Source organism: Streptomyces sp. V2I9, from assembly GCF_030817475.1.
In the GTDB taxonomy this organism is placed as follows: domain Bacteria; phylum Actinomycetota; class Actinomycetes; order Streptomycetales; family Streptomycetaceae; genus Streptomyces.
The window spans coordinates 4,531,023-4,553,172 of the sequence record NZ_JAUSZJ010000002.1 but is presented as its reverse complement, the minus strand read 5'-3'; the positions used below and the strand labels follow the sequence as shown (position 1 = coordinate 4,553,172).

Below are 22,150 nucleotides of genomic sequence, written 5' to 3'. Positions count from 1 at the left end.
CCGACCCCGGTCGCTTCCCGGCCTACGGTCCTTGCATGACCACGTTCCAGGTACCTCAGCGCATGAATTTCTCCGCCGTCTCCCCCCGCGTGTTCACGGCGGTTCTCGCCCTCGACGCAGCCGCTCGTGAAGGGCTCGACCCCGCCCTGATCGAGTTGGTGCAGATCCGTGCGTCGCAGGTCAACCGCTGCACGTACTGCATCGATTACCACGCCGCCGACGCCCGCAAGGCCGGGGAGTCGGAGCAGCGGATCTACCAGCTCTCCGCGTGGGAGGAGTCGAGCCTGTTCACCGAGAGGGAGCGGGCGGCCCTCGCGCTGACCGAGGCCGTGACCCTGCTGCCCGCGGGTGTCTCGGACGCGGTGTACGAGCGGGCGGCGGAGCACTTCGAGGAGAAGGAGCTCGCCCAGCTCGTCGCGCTCGTCTTCACCGTCAACGCGTGGAACCGGATGAACGTCACCACGCGCAAGACACCCGGTACCGCGTAACCGCCTGCCTCACCGCTGCCCCCAGCGCCGCCACCCCGGCCGCCCGGCGGGGGGCAGCCGTCCGGCGGGGGCGGCCGTCCGGCTGTCCGGCCAGGGGCAGCCGTCAGTGGCGCGGGGCCGGCTCGACCTCCGGCTCGGCCTCCTCCCCTTCTTCGTCCTCCCCGGCAGCGGCCTGCGCCCGGGGCGGCATGGCGGGAATGAGCAGGGAGGCGAGCAGGCCCAGAACCACGAACCCCGCCGCCACGTAACCGCCGATGGCGACACCGTCGGACATCGCCGAACGGGCGGCGTCGGCGACCGGGACGGTCTGCGGGTTCCCGGCCAGCGGGCCGATCGCCGCACCCGCGCTGTCGGTGACGGCGTGGCTGAACTTGTCGGCGGCGGCTCCCGACAGACCGGAGGAGACCAGGCTGTCGTGCAGCCGGGAACTGAGGGTCGTGAAGAACACCGTGGTGAGCGCGGCGATGCCGAGCGCGGAGCCGAGCTGGCGGAACGCGCTCTGGATGCCGGAGCCCTGCCCACTGCTGTCGTCCGGGATGTCGGCGAGGACCACGTTGGTGACCTGGGCCGTGGCGAAGCCGACGCCGATGCCGTACAGGAAGAGCATCGCCGAGACGGCCCACCAGGAGGTGTCCGGGGCGGCCACCCGGGCGATTCCGGCCAGGCCGACGACTTCGAGCGCGAGGCCCATGCGCAGCTGGATCAGCGGCGAGACCTTGGCCGCCATTCCGAAGCTGGCCCCGCTGGCGACGAAGCTGCCGATGGCCACCGGCACCAGGGCGAGCCCGGCCTGCAGCGCGCTGTAACCGAGGGTGAACTGCAGCCACAGCGGGAGTACCGCGACGATGCCGAACTCCCCGACGCCGATGATCAGGGTGGCGATGTTGCCGTTGCGGAACGAGGTGATGGAGAACAGCCGCACGTCCATCATCGCCCTGGACGCGTCGCCGCCCCGCGTCAGCTTCGCCTGGCGGCGTACGAACAGGCCCAGCGCGAGACCGGCGAGGATCAGCGCGACCAGGACGGGCGAAGGCCCGCCGCCCCAGGTGAAGCCGGGGAGGTCGAGCGGGTGGACGGTGGCCACCCAGCCGTAGATGCGGCCCTCGACGAGCCCGAAGGCGAGCAGGCCGAGCCCGACGACGGAGAGGACGGCGCCGACCACGTCGATGCGCCCCTCGGTCCGGGGCGATCGGGCCAGGTAGCGGACCACACCGAACGCGACCAGCACGGACAGCGGCACGTTGATGCCGAATGCCCAGCGCCAGGAGACGTGCTCGGACAGCCAGCCGCCGAGCAGCGGGCCGAGTGCGGCGGCCGCTCCGATGGTCGAACCCCAGACGGCGAACGCCTGACCGCGGGCCTTGCCGGTGAAGTTGGCCTTCAGCAGGGCCAGAGAGGTCGGCAGGATCATCGCCGCGCCCGCGCCCTGGAGGAAGCGGGCCAGGATCAGGAGCCCGCCGTTCGGCGCCAGCCCGGCGAGCACGCTGGTGGCGCCGAAGACGACGACGCCCCAGGTGAAGACCCGGCGGGCGCCGAGCATGTCGGAGAGCCGGCCGGTGAGCAGCAGCAGCGCGGCGAAGACGATCGCGTACGACTCCTGGATCCACTGCGCCTGCGAGGAGTTGACGCCCAGGTCCTCGACGACCGATGGCGTGATCACGTTGACGATCGTCGTGTCCACGACGATCAGCGCCACGCCCAGGGCGATGGCGATCAGTCCGAGCCACCGTTTGGTGGCCACCGCGTCCCGCATGCCAATACCTCCATGATGAAGTAATTCCACCATGAAGGTAATGAGAGGGTGGGTAGATTGTCAAAAGCGATCTGCGGGTGCGGGTCAGGCGATGTTCGCGCAGGGGAAGGACGGCCACGGGTGACGGAGGAACCGACGTCGGAGGATGCTGCGGCGCGGCGCGAGCTGCTGGTGGAAGCCCTGCGGGTCTACGGCGGGCGCTACGCCGAACTCAGCCGCAGCTTCGCCGCCCATCTCGGTCTGTACGCCACGGACGCGACCGCACTGCTGGAGATCATCGCGGCCGAGGAGCAGGGCGCCCCGATCTCCCCGGCCCGCCTCAGCAAGCGCATCCTGCTCTCCTCGGGCGCCACGACGTCGCTGCTCAACCGGCTCGAAAGCGCCGGGCACATCGTCCGCAGCCGCGAGCACAGCGACCGGCGCGTCGTCACCCTGCGCAGCAGCCCGCACATCCATGAGCGGGCCGACGCGTTCTTCCATCCGCTCGCGGCGCCCATGGACGCCGCCGTCGGCCGCTACCCGCCCGCGGTCCTCGACCAGTTCAGGGCCTTGCTGGAAGAGATGTGCGCTGCCATGGACACCCATCTCGCCCACGTGAACCAGGACGCGTAGCGGCGCGATCCGACCACCGGTGCCGTGCGGGCGACGGCTCCGGCGACGCGGCTCGGAGCGCGGCCGGCGGCCCGGATCAGCCGGTGACGGTACCGGTACCGGTACCGGTACTCGTGACGGTGTCGAGCCAGGTGATCAGGTCCGCGACCACCTCGTCACGGTTGGTCTCGTTGAACAGCTCGTGCCGGGCTCCCTGGTAGGCCCGGTGGGTCAGACGGGTCAGTCCCGTCGCACGGTAGCGCTCGACGAGGAGGTCGCTGAGCGTCAGGCGCTGGTTGAGGGGGTCGTCGCCCCCGACCAGTACGTGGAGCGGCAGCTCGGCCGGGATTCCCTTCGGCTCGGCGAGGCGGGTGACCGCGGCGGCGGCGAGACCGGCCATCGACGGACCGTCGAGGGTGAAGCCGCACAGCGGATCCGCGATGTACGCGTCCACCTGGGCCTCGTCGCGGCTCAGCCAGTCCGCCTCCGTGCGCGCCGGCTGGAAGGCGGCGTTGAAGGCGCCCATGACGTCACCGCCGGCTTCGGCGAGGAAGGCGAAGAGGCGATCCACTGCGGTGGTGCCGCACAGTGCCACGGCGTCGACGAGGTCGGCGTGGTCCAGAAGGTACTGCTGCGCGGCGAAGGAGCCGAGACTGTGGCCGAGCAGGACCACGGGCACAGCCGGGTGCTGCTCGCGGATGATGCGGGTGAGCGCGGCAAGGTCCTCGACCAGGAGGTTCCAGCCGTCCTCACCGAGTTCGCCGGGGCGGCCGGGACGCATCGTGAGCCCGTGACCGCGGTGGTCGTCGGCGTACACGGCGTACCCGTGCGCCACGAGCGCCCGCGCGAGCGGTTCGTAGCGGGCGCCGTGCTCCCCCATGCCGTGGGCGATCTGCACGACGGCGCGCGGCGGCGCGGCGGGAAGCCAGCGGCGGACGTGGATGGTGAGGCCGTCGGTGCTGGGGAAGGTGAACATGGCTGCTCCTGGCGGGTCTGTCCGGTGTATCGGCGGTGCGGGCGACGGGGTGCGGCCGCATCGCGGAGGACCGCCACGAGGCCGGGCAGGCCGGCCACCCGCCACCATGCCGTTGACGACCAGGCCATCGTCGGGCCTCCGGCCGCCCGATCCCATGGGGCGGCGGACAACGTCTCCCGGCCCGCTTTGTGCGCGGGCACAACCGGCCTACGGCGTTAGGCTCGGGAAATGGCTCGTTCGCTTCCGCCCCCCGGAGTCGTCGAGGTGGCTTCCGCGCTCCTCACCAGGACGCCTGACCTGGGGAATCGTCTCGCCCTGCGGATGAGGTCGGACATCGAGTCGTACGGCAACGAGAAGCAGATCTCCTTCGCGTCGATCCGTACGTCGTGCACCCGGAATCTCCGGCTCATGCTCCAGCACTTCACGACCACCGATCCGGTCGATGTCGGCCCGCCGACGGAGACCGGGCGCCTGAGGGCCGAGCAGGGGGTGCCCCTGGCCGAGACCCTGCATGCGTACCGCATCGGTTTCGAGTTCCTGTGGTCCGAGCTGGTGGAGGAGGCCGGCCGGCACACGGAGGTCACCGACGCCATGCTGGTCTCCCTGGCCGCCGAGGTGTGGCGGTTGGCCGGCGAGTACTCCGTCGCGGTGGCGAGCGCGTACCGCGAGACCTCTTCCGAGCTGATGCTGCAACGGGAACACGAACGGTCCGTGCTGGTCGAGGCGCTGTTCACCGGCCTGATCGCCGACCACGCACGCCTCGGCGAAACCGCGCGCACCCTGGGACTCCCCGCGACCGGGCCGTTCGTCGTCGTGGCCGCCGCGGTGTCCGCACCGGGCCGGGAGGCGCTGCCCGCCGTCGAGTCCACCCTCCGGGCGGCGCATATCGCCTCCGCCTGGCGCCTGCTGCCGGACGAGCAGATCGGCGTGGTCGCCCTGCCCTCGGGGCAGACGGAGGAGGCCGCCATCTCCGTGTTCCGCGCGCACCCGGCCCACGTCGGCATCAGTCCCCCCTACGCATCCCTGCGCGACACGCCCCAAGGACTGCACTTCGCCCGCCTGGCACTGGCGGGCCTCAGAAACCGCCCGCCGGGCGTGGCCCGCTATGACGACCATCCGCTGACGATGCTGGTGGCGGCCGCCCCTGCGGAGGCGGCGCGGATGGTGCGGAACACGCTCGGGCCCCTGCTCGAACTCCAGGAACAGGACCGCGTACGGCTGCTGCGGACCCTGGAAGCATGGTTCGAGGCCCACGGCTCGGCCCGCGAGACGAGCCGCGACCTGTACGTCCACCCCAACACGGTGCGCTACCGCCTGCGGCACATCGAAGAACTCACGGGGCGCTCACTCCAGGACCCACAGGCCGTCATGGAGATCGGAGCAGCACTGACGGCCCTGCGCCTGCTGCCGGACAATAACCGGGAGGTCGTATTCCTCCCTCTCCCTGAATGAATCCGAAAGCGGACGGCGGCGCACAATAGGCGAACCCTCGACTCCGAAGAACCGAACCCTGCCGAGCGGCTTTCAGATAGCCAGAAGGCCCGCGGCAAAGTGTCTGCTAGGCGTTGAAGCGGAATCTGCAGTGCAGGAATCCCGCCTTGGAAACGCTGATTCTGCAGAAGCCATCCCAGTATGGGCGTTATAATCGCGGCGCCACACAGGCCGGTCACCCCTCATGCACTCCCACGCAACTTGCGTGCCACCGTTCCGGCTCCCACCCCTTGAGAGAGTTCCGGCTCCCATCATTTGAGGGATAAGTCCTTACGTCGAGGGGGCGGCCGCATGGCGTGATGCACCTTCCTGCGACGGCCCCATACATTGAGCAGCAAGTACCCCTCGATGGACCCGGAAGCAAGAAGCACCCGCCCAACCTTGAAGTCAGAAATCGACCGCTCGCGAATGCCCCGGCGCCCAAGCCCGTCACGAGAGGTTCAGCTTCCCTCAGATAAAGGACTGGCAGCACCTTTGTGAGATCAATCCAGCTTTTCGAACGACGGTCTCGGCGCGATGACAGGCGTGCGCTTTTCATTGATATTGAGCCACGTAGGCGCTTCCACCGACATGAGCTTTCGATCGATGGAAATCAGGTTCTGCTGCGCAGCTTCGTTTAGGGAGTCAAGAATGTCGACCACTTTCACTTTCCCATACTTCTCCAGTTGCACTTGAATCCTCTGCGCCTTGGCGCTTGGCTTATAGTAATAGGGTGCCCGATCGTGCCTACCAACAGTCAGGACTGCTTCGGCAACCGCCTCGTATGCATCGTTAAACAAACCCATAAAACCATCCGGGTCTGGCAGCGCGACCAAGTGGAGGCTCTGCCATCTCTGGTATCCCGCTGGGAGATCTATCGCCTGGGGGACAATCGCCACCCTGAGTCCCTTACCGTCTTCAAGTTGATGCCAATTACTCTTGATAGTAGCGGCAGCAAACCGCGCCTTCTCGGCACTACTCAAGAACAGATCAGTCTTCCACACCTTCTTGATGCGTTCCCGAAGCTGACTCTCGGCAGCGACGCCACGTGCAGCGATCGGCACCCAGGATCCAAAGGCAAATGGACGACCTGAGCCGTCAGGCAGCAACACCGCGTCACCACTCGCGTTGTTGACAACAGCATCAGTGAAGCCGAGATGGCGTGCACGCTCATGCCCGAACATCAGGGACGTTGGCCTGTCCAAATCGGCGAATGACCTAGGGCTAACCTTCCTGAGTGCTTCGCTGACCAGATCGACAACGCGTGGCTCACCCCCGACAATCGCCTCGTGAACGGCCCACTCAAACCCATCTCCGCGCGATCCCTTGTCGCGGTGGAGGCGAGCGAGCTTAGCAAGCTGCCGAAACGTGACATCCACCCGATCACAATTGAGATCTTCGAGATCCGCCTGCGACAACTCATCGAAGTGGGCCCTCAGAATAGATCGCGATACCGCATAAAGAGCACGACCATACTCATCGACTGGTTCAGCCTGACTCAGAAAGGTAACATTAGCCATTCAGTAGCTCCTCATCCCTTCGCACCAAATACTAGATTGAAAATCGGCACACATCGACGTGGAATTCCGCAACAACCCGTCCTGCCTGCGAAAATGCTGAATAATTCTCAGCACGGGATTCACGACAAGATGCAAGGCGACTCGAACCGGAGAATCTGCCGCGCCGCTGCGAGCAACGGTGTACGGGTACTCGCATGTCGCATCACCACCCGCACACGTCGTTGAGCAGATCCGCGATGACCCGGTCAATGGCGCACCGACCCCACCCTCGCCCATCGAGGCACGCACCGACACGGCATGCGGCATTCCCCATCAGTCGGCGGTGCCGTGCTCCACGACCCACTCGGCTTGCGACCCACTCACCGAGGCGATCATGTCGAAGTCGCCGTCATAGTGCAGAATCGTGGCCCCGTGCCGTTCTGCGGTTGCCGCGATGAGGACATCGGCCAGCGACAGCGCCCGGTGAAAGGCGGTGTTCACCGCCAGCGCCTGAATCGCGAGCGCCCGCTCGAACGCCTCGTCATTGCAGGGCAAGTAGTCGAAACCACGGAGCAAGGTACGCAGGCGCAGGGCCTCGAGCTTTCCTCCCGCCGAGTACAGAACGTCATACTCTGTCGGGGCGCACACTGCCAGGAATCCATCGCGGTCCAGCGCATCAAGCCGCGCCCGCACTGCCGGTTTACCCCGGCGGGCCAGCGCGGACTTGTCGATGAGGTAGCGCCCTTTCACCCCGCCGAAGCCCCGTTTTCGCGCTTGAGTGAGCCGTCCGGATTCCGCGGCCTCGTCTGCGACCGAATCTCCACGAAAACATCATCGAACTCACCGTCGCCCATGGCATCGAATAGTTCCCGGCGCAGCCACAGCCGCAGCCTCATCCCCTCCTCCATGGCTGCCCGCACTGCGGCTGCCTTCGTCTTCACGCCGTAAACCCGCACCGCCTGCTCAACGATCTCCTCATCCAGATCGATCACAGTCCTGGCCATCGGCGGTCCCTCCACAGCTCGACACCCCCTGATAATATCAATTGGGCCTCAGAAATGGCATCAAAAGTCGAAGTACATCGAAGGTGCGTCGATCAGAGTCGGGAGCACGACCTGGGCGGGCTGGTCAGCTTCGGATCGGCGAGCAACCGCTGGACGAGCCCCTGCGCGGACTCCCTGATCCGGGACTCGGCGAACGAACCGGCTCGGCCTTGCCAGAGCGACCACCCCGCAGTCATGGGAAGCAGCAGAAACGAGCCCAGGGGCGTCAGACTCCACGACTACCGGCTCGTGGTCCCCGCTAGGACTCATCGAAGTGGAACCTGGCACCACCAGCTCATCCACGCCCCACGACGGTACGGATGACCAGGGATGACGACAGGTGACGAGGGATCAGCTATCCCAGCACCATCCCAGCACGGGAAAAAACAAAGGGCCCGACCCCCAAGAGTCGGACCCCATCTGACCTGTACGTTTGCCAGATCAGCGACGTGGTGTTATGTCACCCGTCACACATTGAACCTGAACTCCACCACGTCCCCGTCCTGCATGACGTAGTCCTTGCCCTCCATGCGGGCCTTGCCCTTGGCGCGGGCCTCGGCCACCGAGCCGGTTTCGACCAGGTCGTCGAAGGAGATGATCTCCGCCTTGATGAAGCCCTTCTGGAAGTCGGTGTGGATCACACCGGCCGCCTCGGGGGCCGTCGCGCCCTTCTTGATGGTCCAGGCGCGGGCTTCCTTCGGGCCGGCCGTCAGGTAGGTCTGAAGGCCCAGGGTCTCGAAGCCGACGCGGCCGAGGGTGGCGAGGCCGGGCTCCTCCTGGCCCATGGACTGGAGGAGTTCGAGGGCCTCCTCGTCGTCCAGCTCGATCAGCTCGGACTCGATCTTGGCGTTCAGGAAGATCGCCTCGGCCGGGGCGACCAGGGCGCGCTGCTCGTTCTTGAAGTCCTCGTCGACCAGCTCGTCCTCGTCGACGTTGAACACGTACAGGAACGGCTTGGTGGTGAGCAGGTGCAGCTCGTGCAGGAGCCTGCCCTTCTCGGTGCCCGCCGTGATGCCCGCGGCGAACAGCGTCTGGCCGGACTCCAGGATCTTCTGCGCCTCCTCGACCGCGGCGAGCACCGCGACCTTCTCCTTCTGGAGGCGGGATTCCTTCGTCAGGCGCGGGACGGCCTTCTCGACGGACTGGAGGTCGGCGAGGATCAGTTCCGTGTTGATCGTCTCGATGTCGTCCTTGGGCGAGACCTTGCCGTCGACGTGCACGACGTTCTCGTCCTTGAAGGCCCGGATGACCTGGCAGATCGCGTCGGACTCGCGGATGTTCGCCAGGAACTTGTTGCCCAGTCCCTCGCCCTCCGACGCGCCCCGGACGATGCCGGCGATGTCGACGAAGTCCACCGTCGCCGGGAGGAGCCGCTGCGAGTTGAAGATCTCCGCGAGCTTGTTCAGGCGCGGGTCCGGGACGCCGACGACGCCGACGTTCGGCTCGATCGTGGCGAACGGGTAGTTGGCCGCCAGCACGTCGTTCTTGGTCAGGGCGTTGAACAGGGTCGACTTGCCGACATTCGGCAGACCGACGATTCCGATCGTGAGCGACACTTTGGCGACTTCCTGGAGTGAGGAGGGGGTCAGGGGCGTCCGGGTCCGGCCCGGCTTTTCCGGCCGGGTCAGCCGGGTCCCGGAGTGGACCGATTCTCCAGTTTACGGGCCGCCTCCCCGGGCCAGAACAGGGCGGCTCGCGGGGCTGGCCCATGGGGCCCCGGCGCCAGGTGGGGCCAGTGTGATCCGTGGGTCGGTCCGTGAGTCGGTCCGTGGGTCGGTCCGTGCGTCTCCGGGGCCGGAGGGAGTTGTGTGAACCGCTTGCCCCTCGCGCGCGACCCGTGTGACGGGCCGGCTCGCGCCGCCCAGGGGCACCCCCCGCCTCGTACAGCCGTGCGGTCCGGTCCGGCCTCCACTTCCGGCCGTGTACGGCTGCTTTCGGCCGTGTGACATCGAACGCAACGCCAAGCTCCGTCAAAGCGCGTGTCCCGCGCCTGATTCACCGCCCCCCGCGACCTACGTTGGTCAGGTGGAGCAGCCCAGGACACGTCCCCCGCAGCGCAGGCAGACGCCGCAGCCCGCGCCCGTACCGCCCGCGCCGGGTGGTTCCCCCGGTGAGAGTTCCGCCGTCTACCGGGTACGGGTGCGCAGCATGCCGCCCGTGGTGCTCGCGCTGCGCCGCTTTCCCAACCCCCGGCTCACCGGGCTCGGCGCCGGGCTGTTCGCCTGCCTCACCATGTTCGTGCTGGCCTGTCTGGACCGGCTGCTGTTCGACAGTTCGGAGTTCGTCTACGGGCTCCTCTTCCTCCCCGTCAGTGCGCTGACGGCCCTCTGGGTCCGCCCCGCGGACCTGGTCACCGCCCCGATCAGCGTGCCGATCGCCTTCGCCGTCGGCGTGCTCCCGATCTCCGGGGGGTCCGACGGCTTCGGCGGGCAGCTGATGGGCCTGGTCACCGCCCTCGCCGTGCACGCCGGCTGGCTGTACGGCGGCACGCTCGTCGCGGGGCTCATCAGCTCCGTACGCAAGGTGCGTCTGATGCGGGCCCGGCGGCAGTACGTGCTGGCCCAGGAGCGGAGTGCCGGGGTGCCGGAGCGCTCTCCTCGGCCCGCCGCCGCGGCTGCCGCCCGGTCCGCGGCCTCCGGCGCGCCCCCGGTGGAGGTCGTCAAGCCCGTACGGGCCGGTGCGGGGGCCGCGGCCATCCGTCGGCCTCAGCGTCCCTGACCGGGGTCCGCGGCGGACGACCCGTACTGCCCGAGGCGGCCGCACGCCCTGCCCGAGGCGGCCGCACGCCGCGCCCATCCCGGCACAGCGTTCACCGGCGGGTGACGAATCCGCTCAGCTCTCGGGCCGCGCCGCGCGTCGGCTCCGAGTCCGCGGTGCGCGTCAGCTCTGGGCCGCGTCGCGCCGCGCGTCAGCTTGTGGCCTGGGCCGCCCGTGCCGCCATCGCCGCTCCCACGATGCCCGCGTTGTTCTGCAGCTGGGCGGGGACGATCTCGGCCCGGACCTTCTCGATCAGCGGCAGGAACTTCTCCGCCTTCCGGCTCACGCCGCCGCCGATGATGAACAGCTCCGGCGAGAACAGCATCTCCACGTGGAGCAGGTACTTCTGGACCCGGTGCGCCCAGTGCTGCCAGCTGAGGTCCCCGTCGTCCTTGGCCTTCGTCGAGGCGTGCTTCTCCGCCTCGTGGCCGTGCAGCTCCAGGTGGCCCAGCTCGGTGTTGGGCACCAGCGCGCCATCGGTGAAGACCGCACTGCCGATGCCCGTACCGAACGTCAGCAGGATGACCGTGCCCGTGCGGCCCTTGCCCGCGCCGAACGTCATCTCGGCCACCCCGGCCGCGTCCGCGTCGTTCAGGATGGTGACCGGCTGACCGATCCGATCGCCCAACAGCGCGCGGGCGTCGGTGTCGATCCAGCCCTTGTCGACATTGGCGGCGGTACGGGTGATCCCGTCGGTGACGACCCCGGGGAACGTGACGCCGACCGGCCCCGACCAGTCGAAGTGGCCCACGACCTCCGCCACGCAGTCGGCCACGCCCTGGGGCGTGGCCGGGTGCGGTGTCAGCACTTTGTGGCGCTCCTGCGCCAGGTCCCCGCGATCGAGGTCCACAGGGGCGCCCTTGATCCCGGATCCGCCGATGTCCACGCCGAAGATCTCCATGGCATCCACCGTACGGGCAGGCCGGGCCCCGTGCGCGACTACTCGGCGGAAAGGCCGGGCGCTATTCGGCGGACAGGGCGGCGGCCTCGGCGCGGAGGTCGCGGCGGAGCTCCTTGGGGAGGGAGAAGGTGATCGACTCGTCGGCCGTCTTCACCGTCTCCACGTCCGCGTAGCCCCGCTCCGCGAGCCATTCCAGGACACCGTCGACCAGGACGTCCGGCACCGAGGCCCCGGAGGTCAGGCCGACCGTCGTCACGCCCTCCAGCCAGGCCTCGTCGATCTCGCTCGCGAAGTCGACCAGGTGGGCGGCGGGGGCCCCGGCGTCGAGCGCGACCTCGACCATCCGGATGGAGTTCGAGGAGTTCTTGGAGCCGACCACGATGACCAGCTCGGCGTCCTCGGCCAGCTTCTTCACCGCGATCTGGCGGTTCTGCGTGGCGTAGCAGATGTCGTCGCTGGGCGGCGAGAGGAGGTTGGGGAACTTCGACTTGAGGGCGTCGACCGTCTCCATCGTCTCGTCGACGGACAGGGTGGTCTGGGAGAGCCAGACGACCTTCGACTCGTCGCGCACCTCGACGTTCGCCACGTCCTCGGGGCCGTCGACCAGCTGGATGTGGTCGGGGGCCTCGCCGGAGGTCCCGATGACCTCCTCGTGGCCTTCGTGGCCGATCAGGAGGATGTCGTAGTCCTCCTTGGCGTACCGGACGGCCTCCTTGTGGACCTTGGTGACCAGGGGGCAGGTCGCGTCGATGGTGGCCAGCTTGCGCTCGGCGGCCTCCGCGTGGACGGTGGGCGCGACTCCGTGCGCGGAGAACATCACGATGGAGCCCTCGGGCACCTCCGCGGTGACGTCCACGAAGATCGCGCCCTTCTTCTCCAGGGTCTGCACGACGTACTTGTTGTGCACGATCTCGTGGCGGACGTAGATCGGGGCCCCGTACTGCTCCAGGGCCTTCTCGACGGCGATCACGGCGCGGTCCACGCCCGCGCAGTAGCCACGAGGAGCGGCGAGCAGGACACGGCGGGCAGGCGTTGCAGTCATGGGTCCCATCGTAAGGCCGTGGCGAACAGGCGCGCGGGCGGCCGGATCGGGACACTGGTCGCGGTGTGTGCGCAGTTGTTCGCGGATGGTGATGGAGGGGCGATGACGTCGGTGCCCGAGAGCGGTTCGGGAAGCGGTACGGGGAGCGGGGCCGGAAGCGGTACGGGGGGTGGAGCGAACGGAGGTACGGGCGGGGGGCCGCCGGAAGGCGGTTCGGGGCCGGGCTCCGGGAGCGGCTCCGGGAGCGGTGTCGCGCAGGGCGGGCTGCGGCGGACGCTCGGATTCCGGGACCTGGTCGTCTACGGTCTCCTCTTCATCGCCCCGATGGCCCCCGTCGGCGTGTTCGGCACCCTCGACGCGAAGTCCGACGGAGCGGTCGCGCTCGTCTACGTGGTGGCCACGGTCGTCATGGGCTTCACGGCCTTCAGCTACGCCCAGATGGTGCGCGTCGCCCCCTTCGCCGGTTCGGTCTTCACGTATGCCCGCAAGGGTCTCGGGGAAGGGCCGGGGTTCATCGCCGGGTGGATGGCCATGCTCGACTACCTCCTCATCCCCGCCGTCGCCTACCTCTTCTCCGGCATCGCGATGAACGCCCTGGTCCCGGAGGTCTCGCGCTGGGTGTGGACCGCCCTCGCGGTACTCGTGACGACCCTGCTCAACCTGTGGGGCGTGCGGGCCGCCGCCCGTGTCGGCTTCGCGGTGCTGGCCATGGAGATCGTCGTGCTGCTGGTCTTCGTGGTCTCGGCCGTCGTCGTCCTCGTCCGGGACGGGGCGCAGCGCGACTGGCTGTCGCCGCTGACCGGGGACACCGGGTTCTCCATGGCCGCCGTGCTGGGGGCCGTGTCGATCGCCGTGCTGTCGTACCTCGGTTTCGACGCCATCGCCTCGTTCGCCGAGGAGGTGACGGGCGGTTCGCAGAAGGTGGCGCGGGCGGTGCTGTTCTGCCTGGTGCTGGCCGGCACCCTGTTCGTGGCGCAGTCGTACCTGGCGGCCCTCCTGGAACCGGTCAGCTCGGCGGAGCTGGCGGCGGACCCGGCGGCGCAGGGGTCGGCGTTCTACGACGCGGTGGACGCCTCGGTGGGGACCTGGCTGCACGATCTGGTGGCGGTCAGCAAGGCGATCGGCGCCGCCTTCGCCGCGCTGGCGGGGCAGGCCGCCGCCGGCCGGCTCGTCTTCGCGATGGCCCGTGAGCGGCGGCTGCCGTCCCTGCTCGCGAAGGTCAGCCCGACCTCGGGCGTGCCGCGGGTGGCGATCCTGGGCGCGGCGGTCGTGACGCTGGTGGCCGCCGTGTGGGCGGCCCGCCGCGACGACGGCCTGGACCACCTGGTCTCGGTGGTGGACATCGGCGCGCTGACGGCGTTCATCCTGCTGCACGCGTCGGTGGTCGGCTGGTTCGCCGTGCGCCGGATGGCGGGGCCGCCCGTGTGGTGGCGGCACGTCCTCGTGCCGGTGGTCGGCGCGGGCGTCCTCGTCGCGGTCATCGTCGAGGCGACGACGACCTCCCAGGTGGTGGGCCTCTGCTGGCTCGGCGTGGGGCTCGTGGTGCTGGCGGTACAGGGGACGGGACGCCGGGGCGGGGCGGAGGGTCCGCCGGGAGGTCCGGGGGGTCCGGGTCCGGGGGATCCGGGGGGTGTGCGCGGCACGGAGGGGTGAGGTTCCCGAGGCGGGTGTGCGCGGCACGGAGAGGTGAGCTCCCGAAAGGGCGTGCGGCGGCGCGACGCCGCGGGGGTGAGACCCCCAGGGCGTGCGGCGAGCGTGCGGCGTACGCCCGGCCCGCGCGCCGTACGCCCGGCCCGCGTCCCGTACCGCCGCGCCGCCGGGCGTTCCCCCGCCCGCGCCTCCGGGCTTGTCCCACGCCTCCGGGCCCGGCCCGTGTCCCGTGCCTCCGGGCGCGGCGGGGCCTGTCCGGGCGCGGGGCGGGGGGCCTGTCGGTGGGTGCCGATACGCTCGCCCGTATGGCTCTCAACACGTCCGCGGAAGCGCCGCTGCCCGTCGGTGAGGTCTCCCGGCTCATCGGGGGGTGGATCGACCGGCTGGGCGCCATCTGGGTGGAGGGGCAGATCACCCAGTTGTCGCGGCGGCCCGGAGCCGGTGTCGTCTTCCTGACGTTGCGCGACCCGTCGCACGACATCTCGGTGAGCGTGACCTGTTTCCGGCAGGTCTTCGACCGGATCGCCGACGTGGTGAGCGAGGGCGCGCGCGTCGTCGTGCTCGCCAAGCCCGAGTGGTACGCGCCCCGCGGCCAGCTGTCGCTGCGGGCCACCGACATACGGCCGGTCGGGATCGGCGAGTTGCTGGTGCGGCTGGAGCAGCTGAAGAAGTCGCTCGCCTCCGAAGGGCTCTTCGCGCTGGACCGGAAGAAGCCGCTCCCCTTCCTGCCGCAGCTCATCGGCCTGGTCTGCGGGCGGGCCTCCGCCGCCGAGCGCGACGTCCTGGAGAACGCCCGCCGCCGGTGGCCCGCCGTCCGCTTCGAGGTCCGCAACACCGCCGTCCAGGGGGTGAACGCGGTCGCCCAGGTCGTGCAGGCGGTCGAGGAGCTGGACGCGCTGCCCGAGGTCGACGTGATCGTGGTCGCCCGCGGCGGCGGCAGCGTCGAGGACCTGCTGCCGTTCTCCGACGAGCAGCTGGTCCGGACCGTGGCCGCCTGCCGTACGCCGGTGGTCTCCGCGATCGGCCACGAGCCCGACTCGCCCCTGCTGGACCTGGTCGCCGATCTGCGCGCCTCCACACCCACGGACGCGGCCAAGAAGGTCGTCCCCGATGTGGGCGAGGAGTTGGAGCGGGTGCAGCAGTTGCGGGACCGGGCACTGCGGACCGTACGAGGGGTGCTGGACCGCGAGGAGCGGGGGCTCGCGCACGCGCTGGGCCGGCCGGCGATGGAGCGGCCCCAGCGTCTGGTGGACGAGCGCGAGGCCGAGGTGGACGCGCTCCTCGGGCGCAGCCGCCGGGTGCTGGGCCACCTCCTGGACCGTGCCGATTCCGAGCTGGCGCACACGCTCGCGCGGGTCGTCTCGCTGTCCCCCGCCGCCACGCTGGAGCGCGGGTACGCGGTGCTCCAGCGGCCCGACGGGCACGTGGTGCGCTCCCCCGACGAGGCCGGTGCGCCCGGTGAACCCCTGCGGGCACGGGTGGCGGAGGGCGACTTCACCGTACGGGTGGACGGATGAACCGGCGGGCGGCGGGCGATGCTCCGTCCCGCCGTTCCGGACCGGTGACCGTCACGCCGTACCGGGGCAGGGGCCCGACCACGCACCGGACCGGTGCGCGCGACGACCTACCGGGCCGGTGCCCGCGATGACGTACCCGGGGAGCTCCCCCAGCGCCCCCGATGACCTGGCAGCACACACTTAGGGTGGATCACATGACGGACGACGACGGTACGGAGGCGAGCCCCGCCGCCACGGGCACGCTCGGGTACGAGCAGGCGCGCGACGAGCTCATCGAGGTCGTGCGCCGGCTGGAGGCGGGCGGCACGACCTTGGAGGAGTCGCTGGCCCTGTGGGAGCGGGGCGAGGAGCTGGCGAAGGTCTGCCGCCACTGGCTGGAGGGCGCCCGGGCCCGGCTGGACGCGGTCCTCGCCCGCCCGCAGGACGCCGACGAGGGCTGAGCCGGGCCGCAGGCGTCGGCGGTCGGCGCTGCGGGCTCGCAGGCGTCGGCGAATCGGTGCCACGGGGGTCTCGGAGATCGTGCCACGGGGGTCTCGGAGATCGGTGCCGCCGTGGGCCCGCGCCCGGTCCTCGTACGGCCGGGGGGCGGTCGGGCTCCGGGGTCGGGTGAATACCTGTGCAATGGATCACTCACCCCTCGCTTTAGTTGAAAGTTAACCTACTTCAGGCGTACCTTCGGACCTTCTCCCCCACTGTGCACATCGGAAGGTCAGCACCCCATGTCCCTCGTTCTCGACGCCGCCGCCCAGGACCTCCTCTTCCGCGAGGCCCGCACCGCCAACACGTTCACCGACGAGCCGGTGACCGACGAGCAGGTGCAGGCGATCTACGACCTCGTCAAGTTCGGCCCCACCGCCTTCAACCAGTCGCCGCTGCGCGTCGTCCTGGTCCGTTCCGCCGAGGGTCGCGAGCGTCTGGTGCAGCACATGTCCGAGGGCAACCGCCCGAAGACCGCGAAGGCCCCGCTGGTCGCGATCCTGGCCGCCGACAACGAGTTCCACGAGGAGCTCCCGGCGTTGTTCCCGCACTTCCCGCAGGCCAAGGACGTGTTCTTCTCGGAGCGTCCGGTCCGCGAGTCGGTCGCCGGCCTCAACGCCGCGCTGCAGGCCGCCTACTTCATCATCGGCGTCCGCGCCGCCGGTCTGGCCGCCGGCCCGATGACCGGGTTCGACGCCGCGGGCATCCAGAAGGAGTTCCTGGACGGCGACCACACCCCGCTGATGGTGGTCAACATCGGCAAGCCGGGCGAGGACGCGTGGTTCCCGCGCAGCCCCCGCCTCTCCTACGACGAGGTCGTCACGACCGTCTGAGGCCCCCCGCGTACGGGAAGACCCCGGAACACCTGGTGTTCCGGGGTCTTCCCGTACGCGGATGCGGCGCGGCCGTGCGTCAGCCCGCCGGGGCCGCGGGCGGCGTCGTCTTCAGGGCCTCGGCCATCTCGACCAGGCTCTCCTTCGGAGCCGAGCCGGTCACCACCGTGGTGTGGCCCTTCCCCGGCAGGACGAGGGCGTTGTACTTCTCCCCCTCCCAGACCTGCCACTCCTTGCCGCCCACCGTCTCGGTCCGCCCGGTGTCCTCCGCCTTCTGGCTGACCTCGGGGACGTACGTGCGCGCGGCGGCGGTGGACTGCTCGACCGCGACGTACTTGCGGTCCGGGTCGAGGAAACCGAGGTGCCAGGACTTGTCCGCGGCCTCCTCGTACCGGACGGAGGTCGCCTTCCACTTCCCCGGCAGCCCCTCCGGCGCGGCCACCGGATAGGGCGCGGCGGTACGTACCGTCGCCAGCTCCACGGTGAAGTCGACCGCCTTGACCGGGTCGGCGTGCTCGCCCTTCGGGATGAAGAGATACATGACCCCCGCGCAGGCGGCGATCACCAAAGTCGACAGGAACATGTCCCGGACCGTCTGCTTGCCTCGCTTGCTTGCCACGCCACCATGGTGGCACGGGGCCGGACACGCCCGGCCGCAGGGTGCCGGTCCCCGGCCGCGGCGGACTCCGGGCGCACGGCGCGACGCACGAGCGCTCATGCGTGACCCGCCCTGCTCATTTTATCGACCTACCGATAGAGTCACAGCACCCTCATATCCGGTCGTCGCCGTACAGAAAGGTGCGCTCCGATGTCCGAGCATCATCTGCCGTCCCAACTGGAGGTCTCCCCGGAGGCCCCGGACCGCAACCTGGCCCTGGAGCTGGTCCGGGTCACCGAGGCCGCCGCCATGGCGGCCGGGCGCTGGGTGGGCCGCGGCGACAAGATCGGCGCCGACGGCGCCGCCGTGAAGGCCATGCGCACCCTCGTCTCGACCGTCTCGATGAACGGCGTCGTCGTCATCGGAGAGGGCGAGAAGGACGAGGCCCCGATGCTGTTCAACGGCGAACGGGTCGGCGACGGCACCGGCGCCGAGGTCGACATCGCGGTCGACCCGATCGACGGCACCACGCTCAACGCCAAGGGCATGCCCAACGCCATCGCCGTGCTGGCGGCGGCCGACCGCGGTGCGATGTTCGACCCGTCGGCGGTCTTCTACATGGACAAGCTGGTCACGGGTCCCGAGGCGGCGGACTTCGTCGACATCGACGCCCCCGTGGCGGTGAACATCCGGCGCGTGGCCAGGGCGAAGAACTCCACGCCCGAGGACGTCACCGTCGTCATCCTGGACCGCCCCCGGCACGAGGGCATCGTCAAGGAGATCCGGGAGACCGGCGCGCGGATCAAGTTCATCTCGGACGGCGACGTCGCGGGCTCGATCATGGCCGCCCGCGAGGGCACCGGCGTCGATCTGCTGATGGGCATCGGCGGAACGCCCGAAGGCATCATCTCGGCCTGCGCCATAAAGTGCCTCGGCGGCGTCATCCAGGGCAAGCTCTGGCCCAAGGACGAGGCGGAGCGGCAGAAGGCGCTCGACGCGGGCCACGACCTGGACCGGGTGCTGTCCACCGACGACCTGGTCAGCGGCGACAACGTGTTCTTCGTGGCGACGGGGATCACGGACGGTGAGCTGATGCGCGGTGTGCGGTACCGCGCGGAGACGGCGACCACCGAGTCGATCGTGATGCGGTCGAAGTCCGGCACGATCCGGACGATCTCCTCGACCCACCGGCTGTCGAAGCTGCGTGCCTACAGCGCCATCGACTTCGACCGCGCGCAGTAGATCCGACACCGGAGTTCGACACCGCGGTCCGTCACCGCGCCCAGCAGTGGGCGCGGTGACGGGCGTGCGGGAGGGGGGTGCGGGAGCGGCCAAGCGCTCCCGCACCCCCCTCCCGCACGCCCGTACCGCCGCGCCGTGCCGTTCAGCCCGCCGCGGCTATGCGCTCGGCCGTCGCCGCGGTGGTCAGCTCGATGTCGCGCCGTCGCCGCCGGGCCAGCGCCACCCGGCGCTCCGCGGCGGTGAGCCCGCCCCAGACCCCGTACGGCTCGGGCTGCACCAGCGCGTGCTCCCGGCACTCCACCATGACCGGGCACCGGGCGCAGACCCGCTTGGCGGCCTCCTCGCGGGCCAGCCGCGCGGCGGTCGGCTCCTTGGAGGGGGCGAAGAACAGGCCGGCCTCGTCGCTGCGACACGCCGCGTCCGAATGCCAGGGGCCCGCATCGTCCTCCCGAGCGGGGGTCCGCTGGGCCGGAACGGCGGCGACCTGCAGGGGCTGATGCGGCGGTTGCAGCACGGTCTACTCCTGACGACGGCTACGGCTTCGCGAACGAGAGTCGATGCAGCACTCCCTACCCGCCGTGCGTACGCCTATGCACTGAGTGGCACCGGTGTACGACGCACCGTCATGCGCCCTCGCGGCATTCTGGCTGATTACCGAAGGGTGTCCGCCGCCTCTCGTTCAGTGGCCGAGATGTTTGCGCAGCCGGTGCTGAAGGTCCGCGACGAACTTGCCGCGCTTCGGCCGCGCCTCGACGGACCCGAACAGGGAATAGCCGTTGACCACGACGACCGGCGCTTCCGGGTCCGCCGATTCGAGGGTCTGCACGTCGAACGTGCCGAAAACACCGGTGCCGTTGCCGCGGAGGGAAATGTTCTCCGGCACCCTCACATCGACACTGCCGAAGATGGACGTCGCATTGATGACGGTGAGTCGTTGGCCGAAAAGCGCCTCGGTCAGATCGATCTCGACACTGCCGAAGAGCGAGAAGGCGTTCGTCCGGCCGCCGACCCGCCAACGCCCCTTGCGGGAGGCGCCGCTGAAGACCGCGACCAGGTTCTCCGCCGGTCCGTCGGAGCCCGCGGGGCCGTAGGTGTACGGCTGCTGCGCATCCGGGCGGGCGGGGGCGTCGTGGGAGGCGGGCAGGTCCCTGACCAGCGGCTGGAGTTCGCCGACGGTCTTGGCCCGGTAGACCAGGTCCACCCGCTCGGCGTGCTCGTCGGCCGTCAGGCGACCCTCGGCCACCGCCTCGCGCAGGATGTCCGCGATCCGGTCACGATCGGCGTCGGAGGCGCGCAGGCCATCGCCCGCCGGGGCTTCGGCGGGCGGCGGGGCGGCCGGGGCGTGGGGCTGCTGAGGCTGCTTCTCTAGGTCCACCAGCCCAGCGTACCCAAACGCGATAGATCGCGACTACCCCTCGATCGGCGCGCCCCCGTCCGAGCCACGGGTCCGGGCGACCGCCCGGAGCCCGCGGATCCGGCGCCCGTCCAGGTGAGCCTTACCTCACAGGATGCTCCCGCGTGCGGCGTTCTACCCTGGTGGACGCGCTGCCCGAGGGAGGTCAGCCGCTGTCGCCGAGTGAGGAATGGCCGTCATGGCAGAGTTTGCGTACTCCGATCTGCTCCCCCTGGGGGAGGACACCACGCCGTACCGTCTGGTGACCGCCGAGGGTGTCTCCACCTTCGAGGCCGACGGGCGTACGTTCCTCAAGGTCGAGCCGGAGGCGCTGCGCACGCTCGCCGCCGAGGCGATGCACGACATCTCGCACTATCTGCGCCCGGCCCACCTGGCGCAGCTGCGGCGGATCATCGACGACCCGGAGGCGTCCTCCAACGACAAGTTCGTCGCGCTGGACCTCCTGAAGAACGCGAACATCGCCGCCGCGGGCGTGCTGCCGATGTGCCAGGACACCGGCACGGCGATCGTCATGGGCAAGCGCGGGCAGAACGTGCTGACCGAGGGCGGTGACGAGGAGGCCCTGTCGCACGGGATCTACGACGCGTACACCAAGCTCAACCTGCGCTACTCGCAGATGGCCCCGCTGACCATGTGGGACGAGAAGAACACCGGCTCCAACCTCCCGGCCCAGATCGAGCTGTACGCCACCGACGGCGGCGCGTACAAGTTCCTCTTCATGGCGAAGGGCGGCGGCTCGGCCAACAAGTCGTTCCTCTACCAGGAGACGAAGGCCGTCCTGAACGAGACCTCCATGATGACGTTCCTGGAGGAGAAGATCCGTTCGCTGGGCACCGCGGCCTGTCCGCCGTACCACCTGGCGATCGTGGTCGGCGGCACGTCGGCGGAGTTCGCGCTGAAGACCGCGAAGTACGCCTCCGCGCACTACCTGGACGAGCTGCCCGCCGAGGGCTCCCCCACCGGGCACGGCTTCCGGGACAAGGAGCTGGAGCAGAAGGTCTTCGAGCTGACGCAGAAGATCGGGATCGGTGCGCAGTTCGGCGGCAAGTACTTCTGCCACGACGTGCGCGTGGTGCGTCTGCCCCGGCACGGCGCCTCGCTGCCCGTCGCCATCGCCGTCTCCTGCTCGGCGGACCGCCAGGCCACCGCGAAGATCACCGCCGAGGGCGTCTTCCTGGAGCAGCTGGAGAAGGACCCGGCCCGTTTCCTCCCGGACACCACCGACGCGCACCTGGACGAGTCCGGGGAGGTCGTGGAGATCGACCTCAACCGGCCGATGGACGAGGTGCTGGCCGAGCTGACCAAGTACCCGGTCAAGACCCGGCTCTCCCTGACCGGCCCGCTGGTCGTTGCCCGCGACATCGCGCACGCCAAGATCAAGGAGCGGCTGGACGCCGGCGAGGAGATGCCGCAGTACCTGAAGGACCACCCGGTGTACTACGCGGGCCCGGCGAAGACGCCCGAGGGGTACGCCTCCGGTTCGTTCGGTCCGACGACGGCCGGCCGGATGGACTCGTACGTGGAGCAGTTCCAGGCGGCGGGCGGCTCGAAGGTGATGCTCGCCAAGGGCAACCGCAGCAAGCAGGTCACCGACGCCTGCGACGCGCACGGCGGCTTCTACCTCGGCTCGATCGGCGGCCCGGCGGCCCGCCTCGCGCAGGACTGCATCAAGAAGGTCGAGGTCGTCGAGTACGAGGAGCTCGGCATGGAAGCGGTCTGGAAGATCGAGGTCGAGGACTTCCCCGCGTTCATCGTCGTCGACGACAAGGGCAACGACTTCTTCACCGAGCCGGCTCCGGCACCGACGTTCACCAGCATTCCGGTACGGGGGCCGGGCCTCGCCTGACCCGTACCCGTACGCACGCGTGGAGGGCCCGTCCGTGCGGACGGGCCCTCCAT

General features: G+C 69.8%; 22 protein-coding genes and 1 pseudogene. 10 read left to right on the top strand and 13 right to left on the bottom strand.

The window, feature by feature from the left end; genetic code table 11:
• Nucleotides 1-35: 35 nt before the first annotated feature.
• Complete coding sequence (locus QFZ71_RS20195) at nucleotides 36-488, top strand: carboxymuconolactone decarboxylase family protein (protein ID WP_307669588.1); 453 nt, start codon at nucleotides 36-38, stop codon at nucleotides 486-488.
• Nucleotides 489-591: 103 nt separating this feature from the next.
• On the opposite strand, the gene QFZ71_RS20190 is transcribed toward QFZ71_RS20195, so the two are convergent.
• Nucleotides 592-2,241: a DHA2 family efflux MFS transporter permease subunit gene (locus tag QFZ71_RS20190; protein WP_307669587.1), complete on the bottom strand. Its 1,650-nt coding sequence runs from the start codon at nucleotides 2,239-2,241 to the stop codon at nucleotides 592-594.
• 120 nt (nucleotides 2,242-2,361) lie between these two features.
• On the opposite strand from QFZ71_RS20190, the gene QFZ71_RS20185 reads away from it, so the two are divergent.
• A complete protein-coding gene (locus QFZ71_RS20185; RefSeq protein ID WP_307669586.1) occupies nucleotides 2,362-2,853 on the top strand; it encodes a MarR family winged helix-turn-helix transcriptional regulator in 492 nt (163 codons plus the stop codon).
• A gap of 76 nt (nucleotides 2,854-2,929) precedes the next feature.
• Here the strand turns inward: QFZ71_RS20185 and QFZ71_RS20180 are convergent, their stop codons facing one another.
• Nucleotides 2,930-3,808, bottom strand: a complete 879-nt coding sequence (locus QFZ71_RS20180) for an alpha/beta fold hydrolase (protein ID WP_307669585.1) — start codon at nucleotides 3,806-3,808, stop codon at nucleotides 2,930-2,932.
• Between the two features lie 228 nt (nucleotides 3,809-4,036).
• Between QFZ71_RS20180 and QFZ71_RS20175 the strand changes: the two genes are divergently transcribed.
• A complete protein-coding gene (locus QFZ71_RS20175; RefSeq protein ID WP_307669584.1) occupies nucleotides 4,037-5,260 on the top strand; it encodes a CdaR family transcriptional regulator in 1,224 nt (407 codons plus the stop codon).
• Nucleotides 5,261-5,781: 521 nt separating this feature from the next.
• Here QFZ71_RS20175 and QFZ71_RS20170 read toward each other — a convergent pair.
• The 6 genes and pseudogenes from QFZ71_RS20170 to ychF form a co-directional block, all read right to left on the bottom strand.
• A complete protein-coding gene (locus QFZ71_RS20170) occupies nucleotides 5,782-6,798 on the bottom strand; it encodes a hypothetical protein (RefSeq protein WP_307669583.1) in 1,017 nt (338 codons plus the stop codon).
• Between the two features lie 312 nt (nucleotides 6,799-7,110).
• On the bottom strand, nucleotides 7,111-7,527 hold the full coding sequence (locus QFZ71_RS20165) for a PIN domain nuclease (protein ID WP_307669582.1): 417 nt from the start codon (nucleotides 7,525-7,527) through the stop codon (nucleotides 7,111-7,113).
• Entirely contained in the window at nucleotides 7,478-7,636 is a 159-nt protein-coding gene (locus QFZ71_RS30485; protein WP_373465132.1) for a hypothetical protein, read from the bottom strand. Before QFZ71_RS30485 ends, QFZ71_RS20165 begins: the two co-directional genes overlap by 50 nt.
• A gap of 52 nt (nucleotides 7,637-7,688) precedes the next feature.
• Nucleotides 7,689-7,781, bottom strand: a pseudogene (locus tag QFZ71_RS30480) (type II toxin-antitoxin system VapB family antitoxin); the annotation flags it as partial.
• A 92-nt stretch (nucleotides 7,782-7,873) separates the two neighbouring features.
• Complete coding sequence (locus QFZ71_RS20155; RefSeq protein ID WP_307669580.1) at nucleotides 7,874-8,017, bottom strand: hypothetical protein; 144 nt, start codon at nucleotides 8,015-8,017, stop codon at nucleotides 7,874-7,876.
• A 270-nt stretch (nucleotides 8,018-8,287) separates the two neighbouring features.
• Entirely contained in the window at nucleotides 8,288-9,376 is a 1,089-nt protein-coding gene (gene ychF, locus QFZ71_RS20150) for a redox-regulated ATPase YchF (RefSeq protein ID WP_307669579.1), read from the bottom strand.
• A gap of 592 nt (nucleotides 9,377-9,968) precedes the next feature.
• On the opposite strand from ychF, the gene QFZ71_RS20145 reads away from it, so the two are divergent.
• Nucleotides 9,969-10,538 carry a DUF6542 domain-containing protein gene (locus QFZ71_RS20145; RefSeq protein ID WP_307671527.1) on the top strand — a complete coding sequence of 190 codons (570 nt, stop codon included), beginning with the start codon at nucleotides 9,969-9,971 and terminating at the stop codon, nucleotides 10,536-10,538.
• A gap of 190 nt (nucleotides 10,539-10,728) precedes the next feature.
• Here QFZ71_RS20145 and ppgK read toward each other — a convergent pair whose 3' ends face one another.
• Both ppgK and QFZ71_RS20135 read right to left on the bottom strand, forming a co-directional pair.
• Nucleotides 10,729-11,478 (bottom strand): polyphosphate--glucose phosphotransferase, encoded by a 750-nt coding sequence (ppgK, locus tag QFZ71_RS20140; RefSeq protein ID WP_307669578.1) that lies wholly within the window; start codon nucleotides 11,476-11,478, stop codon nucleotides 10,729-10,731.
• Between the two features lie 61 nt (nucleotides 11,479-11,539).
• Nucleotides 11,540-12,529: a 4-hydroxy-3-methylbut-2-enyl diphosphate reductase gene (locus QFZ71_RS20135; RefSeq protein ID WP_307669577.1), complete on the bottom strand. Its 990-nt coding sequence runs from the start codon at nucleotides 12,527-12,529 to the stop codon at nucleotides 11,540-11,542.
• A gap of 93 nt (nucleotides 12,530-12,622) precedes the next feature.
• Between QFZ71_RS20135 and QFZ71_RS20130 the strand changes: the two genes are divergently transcribed.
• From QFZ71_RS20130 to QFZ71_RS20115, 4 genes are all read left to right on the top strand, one after another.
• The gene (locus tag QFZ71_RS20130) at nucleotides 12,623-14,173 is read left to right on the top strand and encodes an APC family permease (protein ID WP_373465131.1); all 1,551 of its coding nucleotides are present in this window, start codon (nucleotides 12,623-12,625) and stop codon (nucleotides 14,171-14,173) included.
• A gap of 302 nt (nucleotides 14,174-14,475) precedes the next feature.
• Nucleotides 14,476-15,687 carry an exodeoxyribonuclease VII large subunit gene (xseA, locus tag QFZ71_RS20125; protein ID WP_307669576.1) on the top strand — a complete coding sequence of 404 codons (1,212 nt, stop codon included), beginning with the start codon at nucleotides 14,476-14,478 and terminating at the stop codon, nucleotides 15,685-15,687.
• Nucleotides 15,688-15,881: 194 nt separating this feature from the next.
• Nucleotides 15,882-16,127, top strand: coding sequence for an exodeoxyribonuclease VII small subunit (locus tag QFZ71_RS20120; protein ID WP_307669575.1), 246 nt, complete (start codon nucleotides 15,882-15,884; stop codon nucleotides 16,125-16,127).
• A 279-nt stretch (nucleotides 16,128-16,406) separates the two neighbouring features.
• Nucleotides 16,407-16,997, top strand: a complete 591-nt coding sequence (locus QFZ71_RS20115) for a malonic semialdehyde reductase (protein ID WP_307669574.1) — start codon at nucleotides 16,407-16,409, stop codon at nucleotides 16,995-16,997.
• Nucleotides 16,998-17,076: 79 nt separating this feature from the next.
• Here the strand turns inward: QFZ71_RS20115 and QFZ71_RS20110 are convergent, their stop codons facing one another.
• Nucleotides 17,077-17,580: a DUF4245 domain-containing protein gene (locus QFZ71_RS20110; protein ID WP_307671525.1), complete on the bottom strand. Its 504-nt coding sequence runs from the start codon at nucleotides 17,578-17,580 to the stop codon at nucleotides 17,077-17,079.
• A gap of 225 nt (nucleotides 17,581-17,805) precedes the next feature.
• On the opposite strand from QFZ71_RS20110, the gene glpX reads away from it, so the two are divergent.
• Nucleotides 17,806-18,837, top strand: a complete 1,032-nt coding sequence (gene glpX / locus QFZ71_RS20105; protein WP_307669573.1) for a class II fructose-bisphosphatase — start codon at nucleotides 17,806-17,808, stop codon at nucleotides 18,835-18,837.
• 142 nt (nucleotides 18,838-18,979) lie between these two features.
• Here glpX and QFZ71_RS20100 read toward each other — a convergent pair whose 3' ends face one another.
• Both QFZ71_RS20100 and QFZ71_RS20095 read right to left on the bottom strand, forming a co-directional pair.
• Complete coding sequence (locus QFZ71_RS20100; protein ID WP_307669572.1) at nucleotides 18,980-19,351, bottom strand: WhiB family transcriptional regulator; 372 nt, start codon at nucleotides 19,349-19,351, stop codon at nucleotides 18,980-18,982.
• A gap of 165 nt (nucleotides 19,352-19,516) precedes the next feature.
• Entirely contained in the window at nucleotides 19,517-20,212 is a 696-nt protein-coding gene (locus QFZ71_RS20095) for a DUF1707 domain-containing protein (protein WP_307669571.1), read from the bottom strand.
• 217 nt (nucleotides 20,213-20,429) lie between these two features.
• Between QFZ71_RS20095 and QFZ71_RS20090 the strand changes: the two genes are divergently transcribed.
• Nucleotides 20,430-22,097 (top strand): fumarate hydratase, encoded by a 1,668-nt coding sequence (locus QFZ71_RS20090; RefSeq protein WP_307669570.1) that lies wholly within the window; start codon nucleotides 20,430-20,432, stop codon nucleotides 22,095-22,097.
• Nucleotides 22,098-22,150 lie beyond the last annotated feature (53 nt).